The sequence below is a fragment of the Streptococcus sp. 2579 genome (assembly GCF_013277195.1).
Taxonomy (GTDB): Bacteria; Bacillota; Bacilli; order Lactobacillales; family Streptococcaceae; genus Streptococcus.
This window is the reverse complement of sequence record NZ_VMMM01000019.1, coordinates 1-21,786: the sequence shown is the minus strand read 5'-3', so window position 1 is coordinate 21,786 and position 21,786 is coordinate 1. Positions and strand designations below refer to the sequence as shown.

26 protein-coding genes and 1 pseudogene are annotated in these 21,786 nt (G+C 38.5%); all 27 read right to left on the bottom strand.

Going from position 1 to position 21,786, the window contains the following annotated elements; translation table 11 throughout:
* Nucleotides 1-13: 13 nt before the first annotated feature.
* Nucleotides 14-298 carry a co-chaperone GroES gene (gene groES / locus HT725_RS08555; protein WP_173253410.1) on the bottom strand — a complete coding sequence of 95 codons (285 nt, stop codon included), beginning with the start codon at nucleotides 296-298 and terminating at the stop codon, nucleotides 14-16.
* A gap of 309 nt (nucleotides 299-607) precedes the next feature.
* Nucleotides 608-1,462 carry a PTS system mannose/fructose/sorbose family transporter subunit IID gene (locus tag HT725_RS08550; RefSeq protein WP_033683132.1) on the bottom strand — a complete coding sequence of 285 codons (855 nt, stop codon included), beginning with the start codon at nucleotides 1,460-1,462 and terminating at the stop codon, nucleotides 608-610.
* Complete coding sequence (locus HT725_RS08545; protein WP_173218976.1) at nucleotides 1,443-2,285, bottom strand: PTS sugar transporter subunit IIC; 843 nt, start codon at nucleotides 2,283-2,285, stop codon at nucleotides 1,443-1,445. The genes HT725_RS08550 and HT725_RS08545 overlap by 20 nt, the downstream gene beginning before the upstream one ends.
* Nucleotides 2,286-2,308: 23 nt before the next feature.
* Nucleotides 2,309-2,803 (bottom strand): PTS sugar transporter subunit IIB, encoded by a 495-nt coding sequence (locus HT725_RS08540; protein ID WP_020903146.1) that lies wholly within the window; start codon nucleotides 2,801-2,803, stop codon nucleotides 2,309-2,311.
* A 26-nt stretch (nucleotides 2,804-2,829) separates the two neighbouring features.
* Entirely contained in the window at nucleotides 2,830-3,267 is a 438-nt protein-coding gene (locus HT725_RS08535; protein ID WP_033683131.1) for a PTS fructose transporter subunit IIA, read from the bottom strand.
* A 160-nt stretch (nucleotides 3,268-3,427) separates the two neighbouring features.
* Entirely contained in the window at nucleotides 3,428-4,720 is a 1,293-nt protein-coding gene (locus tag HT725_RS08530; RefSeq protein ID WP_173253409.1) for an extracellular solute-binding protein, read from the bottom strand.
* Nucleotides 4,717-5,400, bottom strand: a complete 684-nt coding sequence (locus tag HT725_RS08525; protein WP_033683129.1) for a response regulator transcription factor — start codon at nucleotides 5,398-5,400, stop codon at nucleotides 4,717-4,719. The genes HT725_RS08530 and HT725_RS08525 overlap by 4 nt, the downstream gene beginning before the upstream one ends.
* A complete protein-coding gene (locus tag HT725_RS08520) occupies nucleotides 5,375-6,712 on the bottom strand; it encodes a sensor histidine kinase (RefSeq protein WP_173253408.1) in 1,338 nt (445 codons plus the stop codon). The genes HT725_RS08525 and HT725_RS08520 overlap by 26 nt, the downstream gene beginning before the upstream one ends.
* Nucleotides 6,712-7,677 carry a substrate-binding domain-containing protein gene (locus HT725_RS08515; RefSeq protein ID WP_020903141.1) on the bottom strand — a complete coding sequence of 322 codons (966 nt, stop codon included), beginning with the start codon at nucleotides 7,675-7,677 and terminating at the stop codon, nucleotides 6,712-6,714. The genes HT725_RS08520 and HT725_RS08515 overlap by 1 nt, the downstream gene beginning before the upstream one ends.
* 87 nt (nucleotides 7,678-7,764) lie before the next feature.
* Nucleotides 7,765-8,160 (bottom strand): single-stranded DNA-binding protein, encoded by a 396-nt coding sequence (locus HT725_RS08510; protein ID WP_049531577.1) that lies wholly within the window; start codon nucleotides 8,158-8,160, stop codon nucleotides 7,765-7,767.
* A 77-nt stretch (nucleotides 8,161-8,237) separates the two neighbouring features.
* Nucleotides 8,238-8,999 (bottom strand): SDR family NAD(P)-dependent oxidoreductase, encoded by a 762-nt coding sequence (locus tag HT725_RS08505; RefSeq protein ID WP_173253407.1) that lies wholly within the window; start codon nucleotides 8,997-8,999, stop codon nucleotides 8,238-8,240.
* A gap of 41 nt (nucleotides 9,000-9,040) precedes the next feature.
* Nucleotides 9,041-9,667, bottom strand: a complete 627-nt coding sequence (ytpR, locus tag HT725_RS08500; protein ID WP_173253406.1) for a YtpR family tRNA-binding protein — start codon at nucleotides 9,665-9,667, stop codon at nucleotides 9,041-9,043.
* A 15-nt stretch (nucleotides 9,668-9,682) separates the two neighbouring features.
* Nucleotides 9,683-10,000, bottom strand: coding sequence for a thioredoxin family protein (locus HT725_RS08495; protein ID WP_173234939.1), 318 nt, complete (start codon nucleotides 9,998-10,000; stop codon nucleotides 9,683-9,685).
* A complete protein-coding gene (locus HT725_RS08490) occupies nucleotides 9,997-10,296 on the bottom strand; it encodes a DUF4651 domain-containing protein (RefSeq protein ID WP_173234941.1) in 300 nt (99 codons plus the stop codon). Before HT725_RS08490 ends, HT725_RS08495 begins: the two co-directional genes overlap by 4 nt.
* 90 nt (nucleotides 10,297-10,386) lie before the next feature.
* Nucleotides 10,387-10,584 (bottom strand): annotated as a pseudogene (locus HT725_RS08485) (N-acetylmuramoyl-L-alanine amidase family protein); the annotation flags it as partial.
* Between the two features lie 243 nt (nucleotides 10,585-10,827).
* Nucleotides 10,828-11,502 carry a hypothetical protein gene (locus HT725_RS08480; protein WP_050243275.1) on the bottom strand — a complete coding sequence of 225 codons (675 nt, stop codon included), beginning with the start codon at nucleotides 11,500-11,502 and terminating at the stop codon, nucleotides 10,828-10,830.
* A 4-nt stretch (nucleotides 11,503-11,506) separates the two neighbouring features.
* The gene (locus tag HT725_RS08475) at nucleotides 11,507-11,953 is read right to left on the bottom strand and encodes a LytTR family DNA-binding domain-containing protein (RefSeq protein WP_000776607.1); all 447 of its coding nucleotides are present in this window, start codon (nucleotides 11,951-11,953) and stop codon (nucleotides 11,507-11,509) included.
* A 113-nt stretch (nucleotides 11,954-12,066) separates the two neighbouring features.
* The gene (locus tag HT725_RS08470; protein WP_173253405.1) at nucleotides 12,067-12,570 is read right to left on the bottom strand and encodes a phosphatase PAP2 family protein; all 504 of its coding nucleotides are present in this window, start codon (nucleotides 12,568-12,570) and stop codon (nucleotides 12,067-12,069) included.
* A gap of 98 nt (nucleotides 12,571-12,668) precedes the next feature.
* Nucleotides 12,669-14,426: an ABC transporter ATP-binding protein gene (locus HT725_RS08465; RefSeq protein ID WP_173253404.1), complete on the bottom strand. Its 1,758-nt coding sequence runs from the start codon at nucleotides 14,424-14,426 to the stop codon at nucleotides 12,669-12,671.
* Nucleotides 14,416-16,185: an ABC transporter ATP-binding protein gene (locus tag HT725_RS08460; protein ID WP_173253403.1), complete on the bottom strand. Its 1,770-nt coding sequence runs from the start codon at nucleotides 16,183-16,185 to the stop codon at nucleotides 14,416-14,418. The genes HT725_RS08465 and HT725_RS08460 overlap by 11 nt, the downstream gene beginning before the upstream one ends.
* Complete coding sequence (locus HT725_RS08455) at nucleotides 16,160-16,630, bottom strand: MarR family winged helix-turn-helix transcriptional regulator (protein WP_173253402.1); 471 nt, start codon at nucleotides 16,628-16,630, stop codon at nucleotides 16,160-16,162. Before HT725_RS08455 ends, HT725_RS08460 begins: the two co-directional genes overlap by 26 nt.
* A 177-nt stretch (nucleotides 16,631-16,807) precedes the next feature.
* Nucleotides 16,808-17,524 carry a YebC/PmpR family DNA-binding transcriptional regulator gene (locus HT725_RS08450; protein WP_000532882.1) on the bottom strand — a complete coding sequence of 239 codons (717 nt, stop codon included), beginning with the start codon at nucleotides 17,522-17,524 and terminating at the stop codon, nucleotides 16,808-16,810.
* A 574-nt stretch (nucleotides 17,525-18,098) separates the two neighbouring features.
* A complete protein-coding gene (gene ply / locus HT725_RS08445; RefSeq protein ID WP_173253401.1) occupies nucleotides 18,099-19,514 on the bottom strand; it encodes a cholesterol-dependent cytolysin pneumolysin in 1,416 nt (471 codons plus the stop codon).
* A gap of 10 nt (nucleotides 19,515-19,524) precedes the next feature.
* On the bottom strand, nucleotides 19,525-19,935 hold the full coding sequence (locus tag HT725_RS08440; RefSeq protein ID WP_000595751.1) for a hypothetical protein: 411 nt from the start codon (nucleotides 19,933-19,935) through the stop codon (nucleotides 19,525-19,527).
* Nucleotides 19,928-20,536, bottom strand: coding sequence for a hypothetical protein (locus HT725_RS08435; protein WP_173253400.1), 609 nt, complete (start codon nucleotides 20,534-20,536; stop codon nucleotides 19,928-19,930). The genes HT725_RS08440 and HT725_RS08435 overlap by 8 nt, the downstream gene beginning before the upstream one ends.
* 12 nt (nucleotides 20,537-20,548) lie before the next feature.
* Nucleotides 20,549-21,007 (bottom strand): DUF4231 domain-containing protein, encoded by a 459-nt coding sequence (locus HT725_RS08430; RefSeq protein WP_031233612.1) that lies wholly within the window; start codon nucleotides 21,005-21,007, stop codon nucleotides 20,549-20,551.
* Nucleotides 21,008-21,327: 320 nt separating this feature from the next.
* The coding region (locus tag HT725_RS08425) for a hypothetical protein (protein ID WP_173253399.1) at nucleotides 21,328-21,786 on the bottom strand (459 nt) is incomplete at its 5' end.

Below are 21,786 nucleotides of genomic sequence, written 5' to 3'. Positions count from 1 at the left end.
TTACTTTCTCCTTCTATTCTTCAATGATAGCTAAGATGTTAGCTTCTCCTACGATGATGTACTTTTCATCACCATCTTTTACATCAAGACCTGCGTGAGCTTCAACTAAGACACGGTCTCCAGCTTTAACACTTGGAGCAACCAAGTCACCGTTCAAGGCACGAACACCTTGTCCAGTAGCCACAACTTGGGCTGTTTTAGTTTTTTCTTGGGCTGAACCTGCAAGAACAAAACCTCCAACAGTTTGTTCTTTTTCTTCTACTTTTAAGACCACACGGTCCCCTAATGGTTTCAACATCTGATTTCCTCCATAATGAGATAGATAGTATTAGCACTCTTTATACCTGAGTGCTAATTCATAGTTCTATTGTATCACTTGGTCAGAAATAGTCAAGAAAAAAGTCTGACTTTCTGAGGATGAATAGATAAATTTCTTTATCCTAATTTTGCACTTTAATAATATAGAATTTTATAGAATTTTAATGAACTGGATTTATGGAATTAGTATTTTCGTTAATTCTTTTACAAAAAATACCGAAACTCTAAATCCTTATATTACGCATATATAAAAAACAACGATTACAAACCGTTGCTTTTTTACATACTATTAATATTTCAATCCTGGATTGAAAAATCCTAAAGCGACTCCTACAAGTGCAATAACTACCAATAGTAGCATTACCCAATTTGGAGAAACTTTCTTTTTAGCCATTAGCCACCAACATAGAACAATAAAACCTGCTGTTAAAAGACCTGGATAAACACCATCAATCTTTTCTTGTAAGTTTAAAAATGTTTCTCCATCTCCATTTTTCAGCTCTAGCGCCGTAGTGACAGATACCCAAGTTGCTGCAACAGCTCCTATGACCATACCACCAACAACACTAATTGATTTTCTTAGCGCCTGACCTTTAGGACCTACTAAAAATTCTACTGCTTTATCTCCAAGTTCATATCCTTTAAAATAAGCAAAACGCATTCCAAGATAGACTAATAGATTCCATGCAATAATATAGAATATTGCACCAGAAATATTTCCTCCTTTAGAAAGACCTAGAGCTATCCCCAAAAGAACAGGAATTAATGTTCCTACAATAAGTGAATCTCCAATACCTGCAATAGGCCCCATTAGACCAGCTCGCATTCCATTGATGGTTTCACTATCTACGGCATCTCCATTTGCACGCGCTTCTTCCAAACCAGCTGTTATCCCAACTACTAGAGAACCCAACTGTGGCTCAGTATTAAAGAATGCTGTGTATGTTTGCATAGCTTCTTTTTGTTCTTCCTTAGTATCATACATTTCTTCTACAATTGGAAGCATAGAAGTTAAATATCCAAAAGTTTGCATATGTTCTTGAGAAAAACATGTCAGATGTCCATAGAACCAGTGGTGAAATGATTTTGTCAATGTTTTTCTTGATATTTTTTTTCGACTCATTCTAAATATCCTCCTCTTCATCAAGTCCCATATCACTGACAACTGCTGTCGTACGGGCAGATTTAATAACTTCTAATTCATAATAAATTACTGCAAAAATTAATGACACAACACCACTTGCTACTAAGTTCAAGCCTAAAGATTTTGCTAACGTGAACCCGACAAAGAAAGGAATAAAGTCTGTTGTTTTTGTAACAATTTGTTTCAAAAGTATTGCAATACCCACACATGGAAGGAGTGCTCCTACAGTAAATAGAGACTTCATTACAAAACCATCCATCGGAAGATATACTTTCATAAGATCAACCATATCTGGTCCAAATTTTGTAATAATCATTGTTGGTAAGAAAGAAAAGATAAAATGTGAAATCCAAGGATATACCCAATCAACAGCATATAACTTCTTAAAATCACCTTTCTCTACAGCTTTCCATCCAATGTGTTGCCAAAGCAAGTTCATAGTAGCTGTACCATAGAATAAAACAGTTCCAATTGTTCCAACCGCGGCTCCAATTGGCGCTGCTGCTGCTGCAATCGCCACTTCACCTGAAATATTATTTGCATGAACAAATAGGATAGATAACGGAATTCCGATATAAGAAATTGCCCGTACATCGGCAGATACAGTTCCACCAGGTGTCACTAAGGCAATATATAATACCTGTAAAGCCACACCAACGATTACCCCTGTTGTTATATCTCCTAATATTAAACCTACAATTAAACCACCAACTAATGGACGCCCCAAAGTATAGTTACCAATACTGGATCCCCCCATACCTGGCATCGATGCTAAACTTGCAAACAATCCTAAAAGAGCTGCTTGAATCCAAGAAATTTCCATCATTTTGTCTCCTTATTTCATTATTAAAATCCAAATTTTGATTTAAAATCACTCCAATAGCCAATAGATACATCTGGTAATAATTGGAATCTAACTTTATATCCTGCTTTTTCAATTGCTTCTAGTGCAACTGCTTCCTCTTGAGTAATTGATTGATTATTTCCCAACTTGATAGCACCTGGTCTATCGTTAGCAGGTCCTACAATAATCTCTTTAACATCTCCTGGGATAAAGCCCTGGTCTACTAAAATTTCTTTCATATCAATTGGATTCTTAGTAATCAAAAAATATCTACTATCCGATTCTGTTACTTTAGATGATTTTTCTTTAAACGCTTCCTTTGTCCAAACAAATGTTTTTTTATCTGACGCACCTTTATAGGCCTGAATTAAAACCTTATTAGATGCAGCAGCGTCATTTACTGCAATTAATCCATCACATGGATGTTCTTTTGCCCATCTAGTGACTGTTTGTCCATGAATCATTCTATCGTCAATTCGTACAAATGTTACTACCATAATTTTTTATCCCTTTCCTTATATAACTAAATATCGTCTTCTTCATTAAGATTATCATCCGATCCGACTTCAAATTCCTGTAGAGCTGAGGATGATTCGTTTAATATCGTAGAAACAAGTTCACTTCCAGTCAGAATATCTTTCATCACCACTGCTGTAAGTGCCATTGTTAAGTTCATGCCTCCCAAAATAGTTGCATTCTCTAATTTTCCAAATTCTTCTAATACTGTTGCAACAGTTGTTAAAGGACTTCCCCCAACAATATCTGCTAAAACAAGAACCGAATCATTTTCATCCAGAGACGCAATAACATTCTTGACCTCTACAGAAAAAACTGCAAGACTTTCTCCATCTTTTAAGCCAATCGCTATGACATCATCTACCTTATCCGAAGCAAACATAGAAAGAGATGATTTCAATCCCTCTGCGAGTCCTCCATGACTGACTAATATCAAATACTTCATATTTCCCTCCTTTTATTGATTTCATTCTATCATCCTTATCTTCACTTTATAATTGTTAAATGTCACAAAAGTTTATTGATAAATGTCAATAAAAAAATGACAAATGTCAATAAAGACATCTGCCATGTTCGTATTATTTAAGAAATAATAATCTTGATATCTATTTAAGGGTTCCTATATCTAGTTCTTTTTGTAACTTAATAAGACTACCTTCAATATCCGTGTTATTTTCATCCATAGATAATGCTTCTAATCTTTCTTCTATTCCAACCAATGATTTTGAATCTATTCCTTTTGAAATAGTTGTAATTGAATTTTTCATTATATAATCCAGCGAAGTAGTCGTTAAGGCATTTTGACCAATCATTCCTTTCTTCATCAACTCTTCACTCTTCAAACTAGTTACTACCTCTGGTAACACTGAGCTTCCTTGACCCTTGTTAAATAAATTTTGTTGAATTTCACGATTATTTGTTAAAAATTCTATAAACGATACGGCAAGTTTTGAATTGCGAGCACGCGAAGAAACCACGTATAAGGAAGTATCTGTTACAGTAGAACGAATGTCTTCCTTAGTAGTTGGCAATGAAATACATGTCCAGTTAAAATTTGTATATTTGGCCACGTGATAAGGAAAAGGTTTATATGTACGATATTGTGCCAAACTCATTGGATAAAAGGCCACATGTCCTTCATCAAAATCTTTATAGGTTACTTTGTAGCGTCCGTTTAATTGATTCAATCCCCTTATATAGGATAAAGCATCCTTCATTTCTGACGAATCTATACGAGGAATCCCACTCTCAGAAATAGTAACTCCAAAGGCTGCTAGAGATTCTTTCCAACTATATCCTGTTATCCCAAATTGATCAACGATTCCATCTCCATCGGTATCTTTTGTAATTTTTTTACTAATCTCATATAGATCTTTCAGTGTCCACCCTACTTTAGGAATTTCAATGCCCTCTCTTAAAAGTAAATCTTGATTTACACACATCAACATGGGATTGCTTTCATATGGAAGACCGTATAAATCATCTCCGTATTTTGCTGCCTGCAAAGATACATCATAGAAATTAGAGGCATCTTCTTGAGACAGATAGGAATTTAGGTTTTTTAAAATACCTTTTGATGCAAATAAAGATAATTGGTCGCTTGATAATAGAAATACATCCGGTTCAGAACCTTTTAAAATTTGACTTGAAATCCAATTAGAATACTCCTCCTTAGGAATACCTGAATCATATACAATTTTAACCCCTTGATGAAGCTCTTCAAATTTCTTAATAGCCTCATCTAGTACATAGCTGTTATTTCCTGTAGGAATTCCCCAACTAGAATCAGAATAAAAACCCAGTCTAATAATCTTTATCTGCTTGTTTTCCCAAATAAGAAATAAACTCAAGCAACTTAACACAAACAGTATCGCTAGAAACAATTGCTTTACTTTCATTTATCCATTTCCTTCGAAAAATTCTTTTGTGTCACACCTGTTTGTACAGCCCATATGGCTAACTGTGTCCTATCTCTCAAATTTAGTTTTGAAAGAATGATAGAAAGGTAATTGCGCACTGTTCCCTCGGATAAAAAAAGATTACTGGCAATTTCCTTATTTGATTCTCCAAATGCCACTTGCTGAATAATTTTCCATTCTGTCAGTGATATATTTTCAATATTCTCTTCCTTCACAGTAATAGAAAAATTGGTCTGTGCCATCTGCGAGAACAATTGAAATACCTTACTAGCTATATTAGGATTAATCATAGCTCCACCTTTATACACTGTCTGAATGGCTTGGTATAACTCGTCTGTTGAAACTCCTTTTAATAAATAGCCAGATGCACCATATTTTAAAGCACTAAAAATAAATTCGTCGTCATCAAATGTTGTTAAGATTATAATTTTTATATTTGGAAAACGTTTTTTGATTTCTTTTGTAGCCAATACTCCGTCCATTCTGGGCATTCTAATATCCATTAAAATTATATCCGGTTTTACAGTCATGATGTTGTCCATAGCTTCAATACCATCACCAACGACGGATACAACATCAATATCAGCATATACTGATAAAATGATCTGCAAGGACTCTCTAATTAACGCCTGATCATCTGCAATCATTACCTTTATCATATACTTCACCTCCTATTTTTGGAAAAACTATTTTAGTGTAAAATCCTTCCCTATTTTCAAAATGAATAGAACCACCTAAAATAGAAACTCGCTCTCTCATTTGTTTCAAGCCATACCCAATTTGTAAGTCGTCAAAACCTATTCCATTATCTTGCAAAACTATTATGTTGTTATCCTCACTCATAAAATGAATGCTCATTTTACTAGCATGTCCATGACGAACAGAATTTGTCATAGATTCTTGTATAATCCTAAAAATAGTATCTTCCTGCATCACATCTAAATCAATATTTCCCCATTCATATTTTAGATCGACAGAGAGTTTAGATAGAGACTCATACTCACTAATCATTAATATTAGAGCATCTTTTAAACCATTATTTTGCAAAGCTCCTGGTCTTAGTCTATGTAATGATCCCCTAACATCTTTTATCCCCTCTCTAACTGCATTTGAAACATTTTTCAACTGTTCTTTAGCACGAATAGGATGAACATCAATTAGTACAGAAACAGCATCAATCCCTGCTGAAATCCCTGTCAATGCATGTCCTAGAGTATCATGAATTTCCCGAGCAATTCTTTTCCTTTCTCGATCTTCAGCGATTTTCTCTGATAATGATATGTAATGATTCAATTCAGTGTTGACTCTAGATAACATTTTAAGTTCTTCCTCAATATTATGGTGTTCTTTAATCACGTATAGGATATAAGACAATAAAGAGATGATGAAAATAATAACGTTTAATGACGTCAATGCATTTTCTAAAAATAACACTACACCTCGTATGGACGATGGGTAAAATTGGATATAGGTAGAAAGAGATGGAACTTTTATAAATAGTGACAAGATTTCATAGTCTGTTAAAAGTAATATTAAAAAACTCAAGAAAATAAAAATAATCCAGGAACGTTTACTATCAGAGTCTTGAAACTCTCTTGAACTATAGAATATATCAGCAAAAACTAATAATATTATTCCATTGTATGACAGATTTTGTGACCATATAACACCAATCATTAATACTATTTCAAACAAATTCCATTTTGAAAAAATTGGCCATTTTTTCTCAGTTGAGTACATTTTATAGGTAGATATAAAAATAATACCGACGAAAAAAATAATTGAATACCAAAAAATCTGGTCAGGTGATTTTGAAATATTATTTAATTCTCCCAATAAGAGTATCATCTGTCCCTTTGAAATTACATAGTTTGTAATCTGTATATACAAAGCTCCATTGTATATAATGGTTAGAAAATTAATTAATAAAAGCAAAATTATAGAATACTGGACACCTTTTACCTGTTTCATTACTGCCACCCATTAATATCAAACTGAATTATATTATTTTTATCAACAAATTGTACAGGTATAGTATATAATTCTTCAACTTCTTCTTTTTTTACTAATAAATCTATTGTTTCCGATACTTTTCTACCCATATGAGATGGAAATTGAGCAACCGTTCCCGTAACTTCATCTGTTGTAGCTAATAAATGCTTCATATCTGGTGAACCATCTATTCCGTAAATAAGTTTTTTTGAAGTTACTTTCAATTCTTTAATTGCTGCTAAAGCTCCTATAGCTGCTCTATCATTTAAAGCCACTATAGCATCAAATTGTAAACCTTCAGATAAGGCATCACCTACAGTAGTCATAGCATACTCTGTTTGACCAACTGTTTCTCTTTCTGAGATAATTTGATAATGTTCTTCTGATTTTATTGTATCCAAAAAACCAGTTATTCTCTGATTAGCTGATAAAGCATCTTTGTGCGTTAACAAAAGAATATGAGCATTTGAGGTACGTTTCATCAAATCCTTGGCAATTAATATCCCAGCATGGTAATTATCAGAAACTATGCTCGTATCAACTTTTATATTATTCAACTGACTATCTACTGCTATAACTCTAATTCCAAAATTCTTTGCCCTACTTAACGCTTCTACAATTTGCTCGCTATCACTCTTAACCGGATTAATAACAATAACATTCACTCGCTTCTCTATAAACTCATCAATTTGTTTACTCTGTTTTTCTTCACTCATCTCTGCATCCCGAGTATACAATATCTGACCTTCTGAATCAGAATAGCGTTGAATCTCATTATGTAAATGTCTATAAAATTCACTATTCATCGTCATATAAGTCGCTCCAACTTTTATTTGTCCCGGAATAGGATCTGTCTGACTCACATGAGTATAAATCGCAAAAACAAATACGACTACTGTACAAAATATAATTTTGACGATTGTTCTTGTATATTCTCTACTCATTCCAACCTCCAAAAAGTTTCAACTAGTTCATTGTAACACATTTAGACAGTATAAAAAAGCCTGAGAGCAACTCAGACTTTTCAATGTTTAAAATGGTAATTCTTCCTCTTCCAAGACCAAGTCCGCCAAATCTTGGCCTGCATTATTTTCACGCATGGCACGTTGGGCACGACTTTCCAAGAGTTGGAATCCTGAGACAAGTACTTCAGACACATAGTTCATTTGACCATTTTTCTCAAAACGACGTGTACGCAATTCCCCATCCACTGAAATGAGACTACCTTTAGTTGCGTAGCTGGCCAAGCTTTCTGCTAGTCTGCCCCATAGGACCATATTGACAAAATCTGCTTCACGTTCACCGTTTTGGTCTTTGTAACGACGGTTCACAGCGATAGTTGCTCGCGCTACTGACTTGTCATTGCTGGTTTTGTGCAATTCTGGTGTAGACGTCAAACGTCCAATCATGATAACTTTATTATACATATTTTCTTCCTCCTACTTATCTATTCGCAGGAAATCAAAAAAAGTTACAGAAATTTGTAACTTTTCGAGGAATTTTTTTACTTTTTATGAACCATAAAACCTGTCGCCTGTTGATTTGCCATAATGGTCATATCTGTAATCTGCACACGACGAGGTTGACTGGTCACATAGACTACTGTGTCTGCAATATCCTGAGCTTGCAAGGCTTCGATTCCTTGGTAAACGGACGCAGCCCGCTCTTTATCACCGTGAAAACGCACTGTAGAAAAATCTGTTTCGACAATTCCAGGCTGAATGGTTGTCACCTTGATATCCGTTGCGATGGTATCAATTCGCAGCCCATCTGAAAAGGTCTTAACCGCTGCCTTGGTGGCTGAGTAAACAGCTGCACCAGCATAGGCGTAGATTCCTGCGGTTGACCCCATGTTGATGATATGTCCTTGATTGGCTTTTACCATTGCTGGCAAGAAAGAGCGAGTAACTGCCATCAAACCTTTGACATTGGTATCCAGCATGGTCAACATATCCAACTCTTCATAGTCTTGATAGGGAGCCAAGCCAAGAGCCAGACCGGCATTGTTGACCAGAATATCAATCTTCCCTATCGTTTCTATAATATCAGAGCAGACAGCCTTTACCATGTTCATATCCGTGACATCTAGCGGAAAAGCCCAAACTGTTTGATTTGGGAAGGTCTCTGCAAACTCCGACTTGAGGGTTTCTAGTCTGTCTATCCGTCGTCCAGTTAGAACGACATTCTCACCCTGCTCCAGATAAGCACGCGCAATCGCTTCACCAATTCCTGATGTCGCCCCTGTAATCACTACATTTTTTGCCATCTTATTTCCTTCTATCTGGTCTATCAGATATTAACAACTTCTTAGGCAGTCCAGTGTTTAGCTGGATCAAATGGAGTTCCAACAACTTGGTCTTCTGATAATTCAATAATACCACGTTTTTGCGGAGCATTTGGCAGATGCAATTCACGAGGACTGCACATCATGCCAAAACTCTTTTCACCACGAAGTTCGCCTGGGAAAATAAGATTGCCTTTGGGCATCATAGCTCCAGGAAGAGCCACAATGGTTTTCAACCCAAGACGCGCATTAGGAGCCCCTGCAACGATTTGCACTGTCTTGTCACTTGCGACTGCAACTTGGCAGATGTTGAGGTGATCACTATCTGGATGAGCTACCATCTCGACAATTTCACCGACAACAAACTTAGGTTCTTTGTCATTGACAATTTCTTCCACAAAGCCTTCCGCCTGCAACTCTTGGTTCAAACGAGCGACTTGATCATCTGTCAAAAAGACTTGACCGCGCTCTGCAATTTCAAATAAACTTGAAACTTCGAAAATATTCCACGCCACTGTTTCTCCATTTTCTTTGAGGAAAACACGGGCTACCTTTCCTTTGCGCTCCACATCCAGTTTGGCAGCTCCACTGTTTTTCACGATGACCATAAGGACATCACCGACATGTTCTTTGTTATATGTAAAAATCATTGTTTCTCTTTTCTCCTATTTCAGTCCTGCTAAAAAGTCGTTAATTTGTTGCTTACTTTTACGGTCGCGATTAACAAAACGACCGATTTCCTTGTCCTTTTCTAAAACAACAAGGCTAGGGATTCCATAAACATCCCAGAGTTTGGCCAAATCCATATACTGATCTCGCTCCACTCGAATAAAGGTGAACTCTGGATTGGTCTCCTCAATTTCTGGCAAGGCAGGATAAATATAACGACAATCGCCACACCAGTCCGCCACAAAAAGAAAGACTTTCTTGCCATCTTTTTCTACTAAAGATGCTAATTCTTCTAAACTTGCTGGTTGTATCATAAGACTTCCTCCTCATAGACCAGGTCTTCATTTTCATAGACAAAGGTATAATGACGGCCATCTTCAAAAATGATGCCACCAACCAAGCTCTCCAGACTGCTTTCATAAACTTGAACATAGAGGGTCGCAATTTCCCCCATGTCTGAAAAATGGTCTCGCACAATCGCTGTCAACTCTTCCTGAGTCTTCATGAGCTTACGGTCATCTGCAACTTTTTTCGTAGCAAGGGCAAGGCTTCCAATACCAAGCAGAGCCAAGCCTGCTATCCACATTTTTTTAGCTTTCATACCATTCATTTTAACACAAAAAAGGCTTCAGGACAAATGAGGAAGCAACAGAAAAGCAAGTAAAAAGCCTCTTCCTTGCATGAAAAGGACTTTTTATTCTTATTGCCAAACGCCTGAGTTGCCAACGTAATAGCCATCTGGTGTGTAGGTATTGCGAAGCATCTTACCTGATGAAGCTAGATAATACCATTTGCCATTATCTTTGACCCAATCATTCGCTAGCATGGCACCAGAAGAACTTACATAATACCATTCTCCCTTGTCATAAACCCAAGTGTTTGCTTTCATGGCTCCTGAGCAATTAAAGGTTCAAAAAGCTGTCCAATATCATTCATTTTTTTAAAAACATTTGACACTACATCATCCACGCTGTAGGACATAGATACATCAAACGTAAGAGCCAAAATATCGAAAAATATACAACTTTTAAAGGCAACATTTCATTTTTTAAAGTCTAACAACCATAGAACTGAAATCAGAGCAAGGCATCAATTTCCTACTCTTAGTACGCCTATTTTGATGATTGAAGTGAAGATTTTTTTATTTAACGTAGACAATCCCCAATTTCCCAAAAGCCACATCTCCACGGATAATCAAGGTTTTACTTGTTGGGGCTAGAGAAGTATCTGCCTTGGCTACACCACAGAAAGTTTCCACCTTCAAATCAACTCTCCAATGTTGGGGAACATAGATAACTGCCTTTCCAAAACCAACTTCTACTTTCAGGGTTGCAGTATCTCCTAAAATCTCTGCATTGTCGTAATATATCTTGGCATTGCCAAAACCAACTTCTACTTGATCCTCTACCAATTCTTGATTTTGCTTGTAGAAAGTCCCAGTCCCAAAAGCAACTTCCTTATCTGTAAGAATGTTTTTTTCACCATCATACCACCATTTTTTTCCATTCCAAGTTCTGTTAGAATGAGTGAGTGCGCTGACACCCATTACGATTAAAATACTAGCTAAAATAAGCGAAATAGGAGATAGCTGAATCCAATCATAAAAAAGATTCACTATATTTAATGCTGTTAATGCTAAAAAAGTGGCACTTGTCCAATGATGCCTAAGGGAAGATTCTATTGCCTTATACAATAGAAAAGCGATAAAGACAAAAGGAGAATACTTAGTCTCCAAAGATGGAACACCATAATGTCCCTGTAATAAAATCCATGCTGCCAATACTAGCAACACAATACCAAATGCTTTCTTTTTCATGTTCTTACCTCATGTTTCTTAGATTTTCTTTTAGGAGGGATTGGTAATGTCGTGAGACATGAACCTCCTTGTGGGTCTGATAAAAGGAAATGGTGCCCGTTCCTGAAAAGGACTTGTCCACCGAGTAAACCTGACGGATATTAGCAATAGTTGACTTGGATACCCGACTAAAATAGCGAGGAAGGATAGACTCTAACTCATAGAGTTTGAGCCGAACTTCGTAGGCATCTTTCTGGGTATGGGCATAAATCTTGCTACCTTCTGTCTCAAAGAAGAGAATTTCCGATAAGTCCAGATAATATTCACCTGTTCCCTTGTAAAAAATCAACCGAGGAGACTTGGACTCTTGCAAGAGCCGCTGTAAATCCGCAATCTCATCTGTCAAAGCCGCTGCCTTGATGACAATTTCAGTTTCCTCTAAATTGCTGTCAATTTCGATTCGTAACTTCATTCCATCTCCTTTCTGACTCTACTATATCAAAGGAAAAATAAGAAAACAAGAGCAAAAAAGCAAGTGGTTACTTTAGACCCGTAAGTGGTTGTAAGGTTACCTTAACTTGCAGGTCAACATAGAAAGAAAAGCACACCCCACACAAGAGCACAAATATAACCAACTACTACATCCTTGGGAAAATGCACTCCACCTAAGACTCTCACTAGACCGAGGAGGGCTGAAAAGACCAACAAGATCCCCCCTACAGATAAACTAGCATGTAAGCAAGCCATGGAGATAATGGTTGCTGAAAAGACATGACGACTAGGCATAGACTGACCAGGACTATCTCTGTCAAGCAAGGGTTTAATAGCCCATTCCTCATAAGGCCTAGGGGCATTGATTTTCTTACGGAGAAGGGACAAAATCACAAAACCTGATGCAGGGATAAACAAATAGATTCCGACCTGTTTCCCAAGTCCTTCTTGGAGATAGGTAATTGCTAACAAGGTTAGATAAATCATAGGCATAACCACCGTCATGAACCGATTGAAAGTTCTTAACAAGCTCAGAAGAAAGGGCTTATTTTCAATGTTACCAGCAATGTGGTCATACCATTCTTGATAATTTTTCATATATTTTCTCATCACTTACTCAAATTTTGCTTGCAGGGAAGCACTTGTCTTCTAGTATAGTGCAGAAAAAGAAGGCCGTCAAGCCTTCTTTCGATTTATTATTCTGCTTCGTCTTCTGTAAATTGACTGTTGTAGAGATCAGCGTAGAAACCAGCTTGCGCCATCAGCTCATCATGATTTCCTTGCTCGATGATATTGCCATCTTTCATGACAAGGATCAAGTCAGCATTTCGGATAGTTGACAAGCGGTGGGCGATGACAAAGGAAGTTCTTCCCTCCATCAAACGATCCATGGCTTTCTGAATCAATTCCTCTGTACGGGTATCAACAGAAGAAGTCGCCTCATCTAGGATTAGGAGTGGCGCATCTTTCAGCAAAGCACGAGCGATAGTCAAGAGTTGTTTTTGTCCGACAGACAAGGTCACTGTGTCGTCCAAGACTGTATCGTAACCATCTGGTAGGGTCATAATAAAGTGGTGAATCCCTACAGCCTTGCTGGCTTCAATCACGCGCTCATCACTAATCCCCTCTTGGTTATAGATGAGATTATCTCGGATAGTACCTTCAAAGAGCCAAGTATCCTGCAAGACCATTGAAAAGGCATCGTGTACTTCCGATCGCTTCATATCCTTGGTATCCACACCATCGATACGGATACTCCCCTTATCAATCTCATAAAACTTCATCAAAAGATTGACAATGGTTGTCTTACCAGCTCCAGTCGGTCCGACAATGGCAACCTTTTGCCCTGCATGAGCGGTCGCAGAAAAGTCATGGATGATAGTTCTCTCTGGTGTGTAACCAAAGGAAACTCGATCAAAGACCACTTGACCTTTCATATCGCTCAATTGTCTTTCTTTATGGGATTCGTCTCCCATTTCCTCTTCAGCTAGAAATTCGAAGACACGTCCCATGGCTGCACTAGCCTGCTGCAAACTAGTAATCCCTTGGGCGATTTGTGAAAGAGGCTGAGAAAAGATACGAACGTAGGCCATAAAGGCAACGATAATCCCGATACTAATCTGTCCATTCAGAGCCAAGGCTGCACCAACGATAATCACCAAGGCATAACTAAAGTTCCCAATAAACATCATAATCGGCATCATAATCCCTGAAATAAACTGAGATTTCCAGATACTGTCATACAGACGATTGTTTAATTTCGCAAACTCTTCTTTCGTACTCTCGATGGCATTGTAACTGGTCACCACATTATGGCCAGAGTACATTTCCTCCACATAGCCATTGACAGCTGCCAAATCTTGTTGCTGACTCCTAAAAAAGCCCTGTGATTTGCTCATAAAAATGGACACGAAAACAAAACCAATAAGAGTTGACACAACCGTCACCAAGGCTAAAATCCAGTTCATCCCAAACATGGTTACCAATACTGCTACGACCAGTAAACTAGATGAAAGAACTGTTCCTAGACTTTGATTGAGGGACTGGGCTGCAGTGTCAACATCATTGGTTACACGAGACAAGGTATCCCCCTGAGAGTGTCCATCAAAATATCTCAATGGTAGGCGATTGATTTTCTCTGCAATAGCTCTTCTCAAACGCTCTGAAAAACGTTGAATGGCTGTTGTAAACAGAAAGGCCTGTAAATAATTTGATAGAAGTCCGATCACATAAATCACGGCCAAAAAACCACCAATGGTTGCAACCGCCGCGACATCCACACTTGTTTCCAGACCACTGGCAATAATATTAGTCATTTCCTTAATACGGGTTGGACCATATACAGTAATGATATTGGATAAGATTGTTGCTAGAAAGGCGATTAGAAGGGCAAACTGGAGACCTGCAAGATAGGGTTTACTCTGTTTCCAGAGAGACATTTTCTTATTTTCCATGTTCCAATTCCTCCTTCGATAGTTGTGAATAGGCAATTTCTTGGTAAACTTCGTTGGTAGCTAGAAGTTCCTTGTGGGTGCCTTGTCCCACGACTTTTCCTTGATCCAAGACCAAAATCAAATCAGCATCCATAATTGTAGAAATTCGCTGAGCGACGATAAGCTTGGTCATAGATTTTGTTTTCTCTACTAGCTCTTGGCGTAGGACACGGTCTGTCTTGTAGTCCAAGGCTGAGAAGGAGTCATCAAAGATGAGGATTTCTGGTTTCCGAGCCAAGGCACGCGCAATTGCCAGACGCTGTCTTTGACCACCTGAGAAGTTGGTTCCTCCTTGGGCCACTTCTGATGCTAAGCCCGCTTCCTTGTCTTCGATAAAGTTCTTAGACTGGGCCAATTCCAAGGCTTGCCACATAGCTTGCTCACTAAGTGGTGTTTCTTGACTCTGTCCAAAGTCCAAATTGCCCTTAACATCACCTGAAAAGAGAACAGCTTTTTGTGGAATATAACCAACCTTGTTGCGCAAATCATTCAAGTCATAGTCTTGAACATTGACACCGTCCACCAGAATTTCTCCTTCTGACACGTCGTAGAAACGTGGAATCAGATTGACCAGAGTTGATTTACCAGAACCTGTTGACCCAATAAAGGCCACTGTTTGACCAACTTCTGCTCTAAAGCTAACATGCTCAATAACCGCCTCCGAATTTGCCGCATAGCGGAAGGTCACATCCTTAAACTCGACCTGACCTTTGAGGTTTTCATCAGCCAGCTGCACTTGAGCAGGGTTTTGGATAGAAGAATGCAAATCTAAAACTTGATTAATCCGCTTAGCAGAGACCATAGTTCGGGGAAGAACGATGAAGAGTGCTCCCATGAGAAGGAAGCCCATGACAACCTGCATAGCATAAGACATGAAAACAATCATGTCACTAAAGAGAGGCAGACGCGCTATTGGAGCAGCGTCGTTAATCACATAGGCCCCAATCCAGTAAATCGCCACACTCAAACCACTTGAAATCCCCATCATGATAGGGTTCAAAATAGCCATAAGACGGTTGACAAACAAATTCAAGCGTGTCAATTCATCATTTGCTGCTGCAAATTTTTCATCTTGGTACTTTTCAGCATTGTAGGCACGAACAACGCGAATACCTGTTAAACTTTCACGAGTGATACTGTTCAGTTTATCAGTCAGACTTTGAATCAAGGACTGTTTTGGGAAGGCTAGCGTCATCAAAACGGTCGTCATCAAAACATTGACAATCACTGCCACAAGTACGGCCCAGAGCCAGTATTCTGAATGACCTAAAATCTTCCCGATAGCCCAGATAGCCATAATCGGACCACGAGTAACTACTTGCAAGCCCATAGTAATCAACATCTGAACCTGAGTAATATCATTGGTAGTACGAGTTAGAAGACTGGGAATAGAGAATTTCTTAATCTCTGTCTGCGAGTAGTCTAAAACTCGGTTAAAAATATCACTTCTCAGCCTACTAGTATAAGAAGCAGCTACTCTGGACGCAAAAAATCCAACTGCAACTGCGGACAAGAAGGCAAGAAAGGACATTCCAACCATCATGCTTGCTGGCTGCCATAACTCATCTAAGTTGGTACCCTGAGTTCCCAGTAAATCCGTAATTTTCGAGATATAGGTCGGCACTTCCAACTCCAAATAGACCGAAAAGCAGGTAAAGAGAATGGCTAGTAAAATCATCCCCCATTCTTTTCTACTAATTCGTTTGGCTAATTTCTTCATTCTCTCCTCCTATTCCCTTGATATTTTCCTGTAGTTGACCGAGAACTTTCTCAAAAATCAGTAATTCACCTTCATCAATGTCTTCCATCAACTGCTTGTCAATTCGTTCAAAAAAGGCCTTAACCTGTTGCATCTGCGAACGTGCTTTGTCCGTCAAACGAACAAATTTTGCCCGCTTATCGCTAGGACTCGCCTCCAATTCCACCAAACCATTTTGCACCATACGCTTAACTAGATTACTAGCAACAGACTTGGTAATATTGAGTTCCTGCTCGATATCTTTAATCAAGACCAAGTCTTGGTTTTTCTCACGATTATCCAAAAAACGCACAACCTGACCTTGAGGCCCACCCATAAATTCAATACCACAACGTTTGGCTTCCTTTTGCACCATGAGATGAATCTGATGACCAAAACGCTTAAAAACTAACATCGGTTTATCCATGATTGCTCCTTTCTAACCCTTGTATTTAGTTCTCCTAGAAACTAAATAAGTTTTCATGAGAACTATTTTACCATTTTCAGAAAAGATGTCAAGAAAAAAGTTTTCATGAGAACTATTTTCTTGATGCAAAAAATCCCAAGTGATTTTTTCACTTAGGATCATGTTCGCTAGGTTAAATTAGAACCCGTCTACGTTTGTGTAGATTTTTTGTACGTCTTCGTCGTCTTCAAGAACGCTGTAAAGTTTTTCAAAGGTTTCAAGGTCATCCCCTGACAATTCTACTTCTGACTGAGGAATCATTTCCAATTCAGTCACTTGGAATTCTTCGATACCTGACTCACGAAGGGCAACGATAGCCTTATGAAGGTCTGTTGGAGCTGTGTAAACAGTGATTGTTCCTTCTTCTGCTTCTACATCGTCCACATCAACATCCGCTTCGAGCAACTGCTCAAAGACTGCGTCCGCATCTTCACCTGCAAATACGATAACTCCCTTGTTGTCAAAGAGGTAAGAAACAGAACCTGAAGCACCCATGTTTCCGCCGTTTTTACCAAAGGCTGCACGGACATTAGCCGCTGTACGGTTAACGTTTGAAGTCAAAGTATCCACGATCAACATAGAACCATTTGGTCCAAAACCTTCGTAACGTCCTTCTGTAAAGGTTTCGTCTGTGTTTCCTTTAGCCTTGTCCAAAGCTTTATCGATAACGTGTTTTGGCACTTGGGCTTGTTTAGCACGGTCGATAACGAATTTCAAGGCTGAGTTTGATTCTGGATCCGGATCACCTTTTTTAGCTGCTACATAGATTTCTACACCAAATTTTGCATATACTTTAGAGTTAGCTCCATCTTTAGCCGTTTTCTTGGCTACGATATTGGCCCATTTACGTCCCATTAGGAATCTCCTTTTTTCACATTTTAATCTTTCTTATTATAACACAAGTTTTTTCGATTTTCACTAGAGGAAAGAGATTTTATTAGCAAATACAGCTAGGAGAGCACTTTGGTTGCCAATATTTCCTTTCCATCCTTATCAACATTCAAAAAACAAACTAGACCATTATCTGTAAATAGAAAGTTTCTGCCAAGTTTGACAAAGTCCGCTCAAGCTACTGTTTTGAGGTTGTAGATATAAGCGACAAAAACAATCATACTACACCTTTTGTTGACAGTCTACTCCAGACATATCATAGTTCAAGTAAATACTTTGAAATTCAACAGTTCTTATAGGCGCTATTGCATTCTAAGAAGTCAATAGAAGAGCTTCTAAACAAAACTATAATTTATGTGTTCCTGAAACAGAAATTTATGTTCTTTTTGATTTTACATAATACTGAAGTTAGACTAGTACAACGGCACTTCTAAAACAAGTAAAAGGTAGCTAATTCCCTGTATAGCAAGGAGTTTCACTACCCTTTTTACTTTTTCTTACAGCTACGGTTTGATAGACTCATTTTAACATCACGAGCCTAATCATTTTCTACCTTATCCTCTACCTGAGGATAAAGAGTCGTTCCCCAAATAGAAATCGTCCGCTTACGGACTAGCGGCAAATCGGTTTTTTCATAAACCGTACGCCACCATTCCCAGGCAAGTCCGGTACACTCTCTAATTTTGACAGAGAGATTGCGAACATTCCCTTTTAAAGGAATACTAGTGGTAAAATGAGCCGTCAAATCCTGCCCATTTCTGTCCCAAGCCTTAGGAGTCAAGACTTCCTTACCTTGATAATCATAGGATAATTCATCCCAAGTAATGTAATATTGAGCAACATAGGCACCACTATGATCCAAGAGTAAATCTCCGTTTCTGTAGGCTGTCACCTTAGTTTCAACATAGTCTGTACTGTTTTGAAAGGTCGCAACTACATTGTCCCGTAAAAAAGAAGTTGTATAGGAAATCGGCAAACCTGGATGATCGGCTGTAAAGCGACTGCCTTCTTGAATCAAGTCCTCTACCATATCCACCTTGCCTGTTACAACTCGGGCACCCGAACTTGGGTCGCCCCCTAAAATAACCGCCTTCACTTCTGTATTGTCCAAAATCTGCTTCCACTCTGTCTGAGGAGCTACCTTGACTCCTTTTATCAAAGCTTCAAAAGCAGCCTCTACTTCATCACTCTTACTCGTAGTTTCCAACTTGAGATAGACCTGACGCCCGTAAGCAACACTCGAAATATAGACCAAAGGACGATCGGCAGAAATTCCTCTCTGCCTTAAATCCTCTACCGTTACAGTATCTTGAAACACATCTCCTGGATTTTTAACAGCATCTACGCTGACTGTATAATAAATCTGCTTAAAATTAACAATCTGAATCTGCTTTTCGCCCGAGTGGACAGAGTTAAAATCAATATCAAGAGAATTCCCTGTCTTTTCAAAGTCAGAACCAAACTTGACCTTGAGTTGTTCCATGCTGTGAGCCGTGATTTTTTCATACTGCATTCTAGCTGGGACATTATTGACCTGACCATAATCTTGATGCCACTTGGCCAACAAATCATTTACCGCTCCGCGAACACTTGAATTGCTAGGGTCTTCTACTTGGAGAAAGCTATCAATACTTGCCAAACCAGGCAAATCAATACTATAAGTCATCGGGGCACGATCGACCGCAAGAAGAGTGGGATTATTCTCTAACAAGGTCTCATCCACTACGAGAAGGGCTCCTGGATAGAGGCGACTATCGTTGGTAGCCGTCACGGAAATATCACTTGTGTTTGTCGACAGGCTCCGCTTCTTTCTTTCGATAACAACAAACTCATCGGGTAACTGATTCCCCTCTTTGATGAAACGATTTTCAATACTCTCTCCCTGATGGGTCAAGAGTTTCTTTTTATCGTAATCCATAGCTAGTATAAAGTCATTTACTGCTTTATTTGTCATCTTCTACCTCCTAATAAGTTCCTGGATTGAGTTGCATAAACTCAGACTTGTTCAGCGAAATCAGCCGTGGTTGGACTAAATGATCCAAAATTTCCTCGTACAATTCTTCTGAGACATTACGTCGCCGTCTGGCTAGATAAGAAGTCGGAATGACCGTATTATCCAACATAAATACCTTATCTAAGTCAATCAAGGTTGGTCTTGTAAAAGGATTACGAGCTAGATCCGGCTCTTCTATCATAAAGTTCTTGACCAAACGTCTGGTCAAGAGAGCTGGTTTGAAGGTCTGATTTTTAACCAACTCTTTGTTTTTAGTCATGCTGTTGTCAATACAAATATACATATGATTCTTCACAGCCAAATCGCTACTAATACTTGGAAAAGGCAAATAAAGAGCCACAACATCTCCTCTCTTAATCAAGCAAGAGCACCCCCTTTTCTCCTAATGTAACATAGACAGGATTGACCAAGTCTTCTGATTGGCTCAGAATTTCCAAAGTTTGAGTTTGGCGCCCTGTCAATTTAGTAGCATCTTGTCTCTTCAATACAAAATGCTTGTCGCCAATTACCTTGACACTATAATCCTTCTCCAAAGCTGACTGGTAAATCCACATCAGATATTGTCTGTCCTGAGAACTCAAGAGAGAAGGATGTCCAAGTCTCCCTACAGACTGATAAAAATCAAAAACAGGAGCCAAAGCCTGCCAATCTGACTGGCTAGTTGTCAAGGCTAAAAAAAGGGCTTTGCGAGCTGATACTTCTTGGTTAGCCTTGAGAGTTACTTTTCCCTCCAAGTTTTTTAGAAAGTGGGAAACTCCAGAAAGCAAATCTTTCTCTAACTGCGAGAAATAAAAACCTTGCCTTCCCAGACATAAGTCTTTCAAGTCGCTTTCTCTAGCAAATAAGAGTTCAAACAGTTGATAATAAAAGAAAAATATCTGGCACTGAGTCGCGCTCATCTTTTCCTTATCGGCTTCTTTTTTTAACCAGAGCAAGGGCAATAGGTAGCTGGATTGATACATTTCCTCCACCTCCTACTCTTTTTTCTCTGGAGCATCTGCACTAGCTGCCACTTCTTTTGACTGGATACTTTCCCACTGGTTGATTTCCTCTGAGATAAGACCTTCGCATGTCTTGACAAATAGGGCAAAAGCCTTGGTCTTTCCTGCATATTTCTCCGTTTGGCATTGATAGAGGAATTTTTCCCTTTCCAGGAGTTGCGCAGTTTTTTGGTAAGAAATCCAGTGTTCCTTGGCATTATACAAATTGAGAATCCCCTCACACAGCAAGCCTAGACTGGACAAGGCAACTGAAATCAAACGATAGCGATCACCTGGCATAGGAATAGCACAAAAGACAGCTATGAGAAAACCTGCCACGATTTCTGTTATTTTTAATACCTTATAGCGTCTACGATGTTGAACGCTTTTCTTTAAAAAATGAGCTATCTGTACATCCAATCGCTCTGTCAGGTACATTTCTTCTGGCGTCATGTTCGTAATCCCTTTCATTTACTTTGATAATCATAGTATAACATATTTGAATATCAAAGTATAGTAAAAACTGAACTATAGCTTATTATAAAATCAAAATATGAAATGTTTATGAAATAAGGGAAAAATATCACAAAAAGGATGGAACAAAAAGTTTCAAAATGATAAAAACGCATAATACCTTGCCTTAAAAAACTTGATATTATGCGTTTTATCAGAGAAAGATTTTCTGAATGTTCACCTCAAATTGAGTTTTTCCAACATTCTATCAATCACTATTCTAGCTGGCTTCTGACTAGTCTAGGCTTTGCTTATCTTACTTATCTTAACTGAGCAAGAATAGCTTTGAGTTTCTCAATCAACTCATCTTCTGTGTGGTCAGACTCTTTCTCATTGGCTAGGAAGGCAACTGCTTGAGCGAGAGCTTCTCGTGCTTGGTCGAGAGCTTTCGCATCTACATTTGTAAGGTCGCTTTCTTGCAGAACCTTAGTCAATTCCTTGGTCAATTTCTTGAGTTCTGACTCTTTCTTACGACGCGCGATGAGGAAGAGAAGGAGACCAAGAAGCGCGAGGAGGCTAGCAACCATCGTACCATATGGAAGATGACCTTGCTCTTTCCTTGTTTCTTTCGTTTCTTCTTCATCCTTAGTCGCTTGCTTGCCTTTCAAGGATTCGAGTGCTTCTTTGACCTTAGCAGTAATCTCTCTCAAGCCTGCCTCTGTCAAGTCAGTATTTCTAAGGGCTTCTTGACCCTCTCCGAGAATGATCTTAGCAGCGTC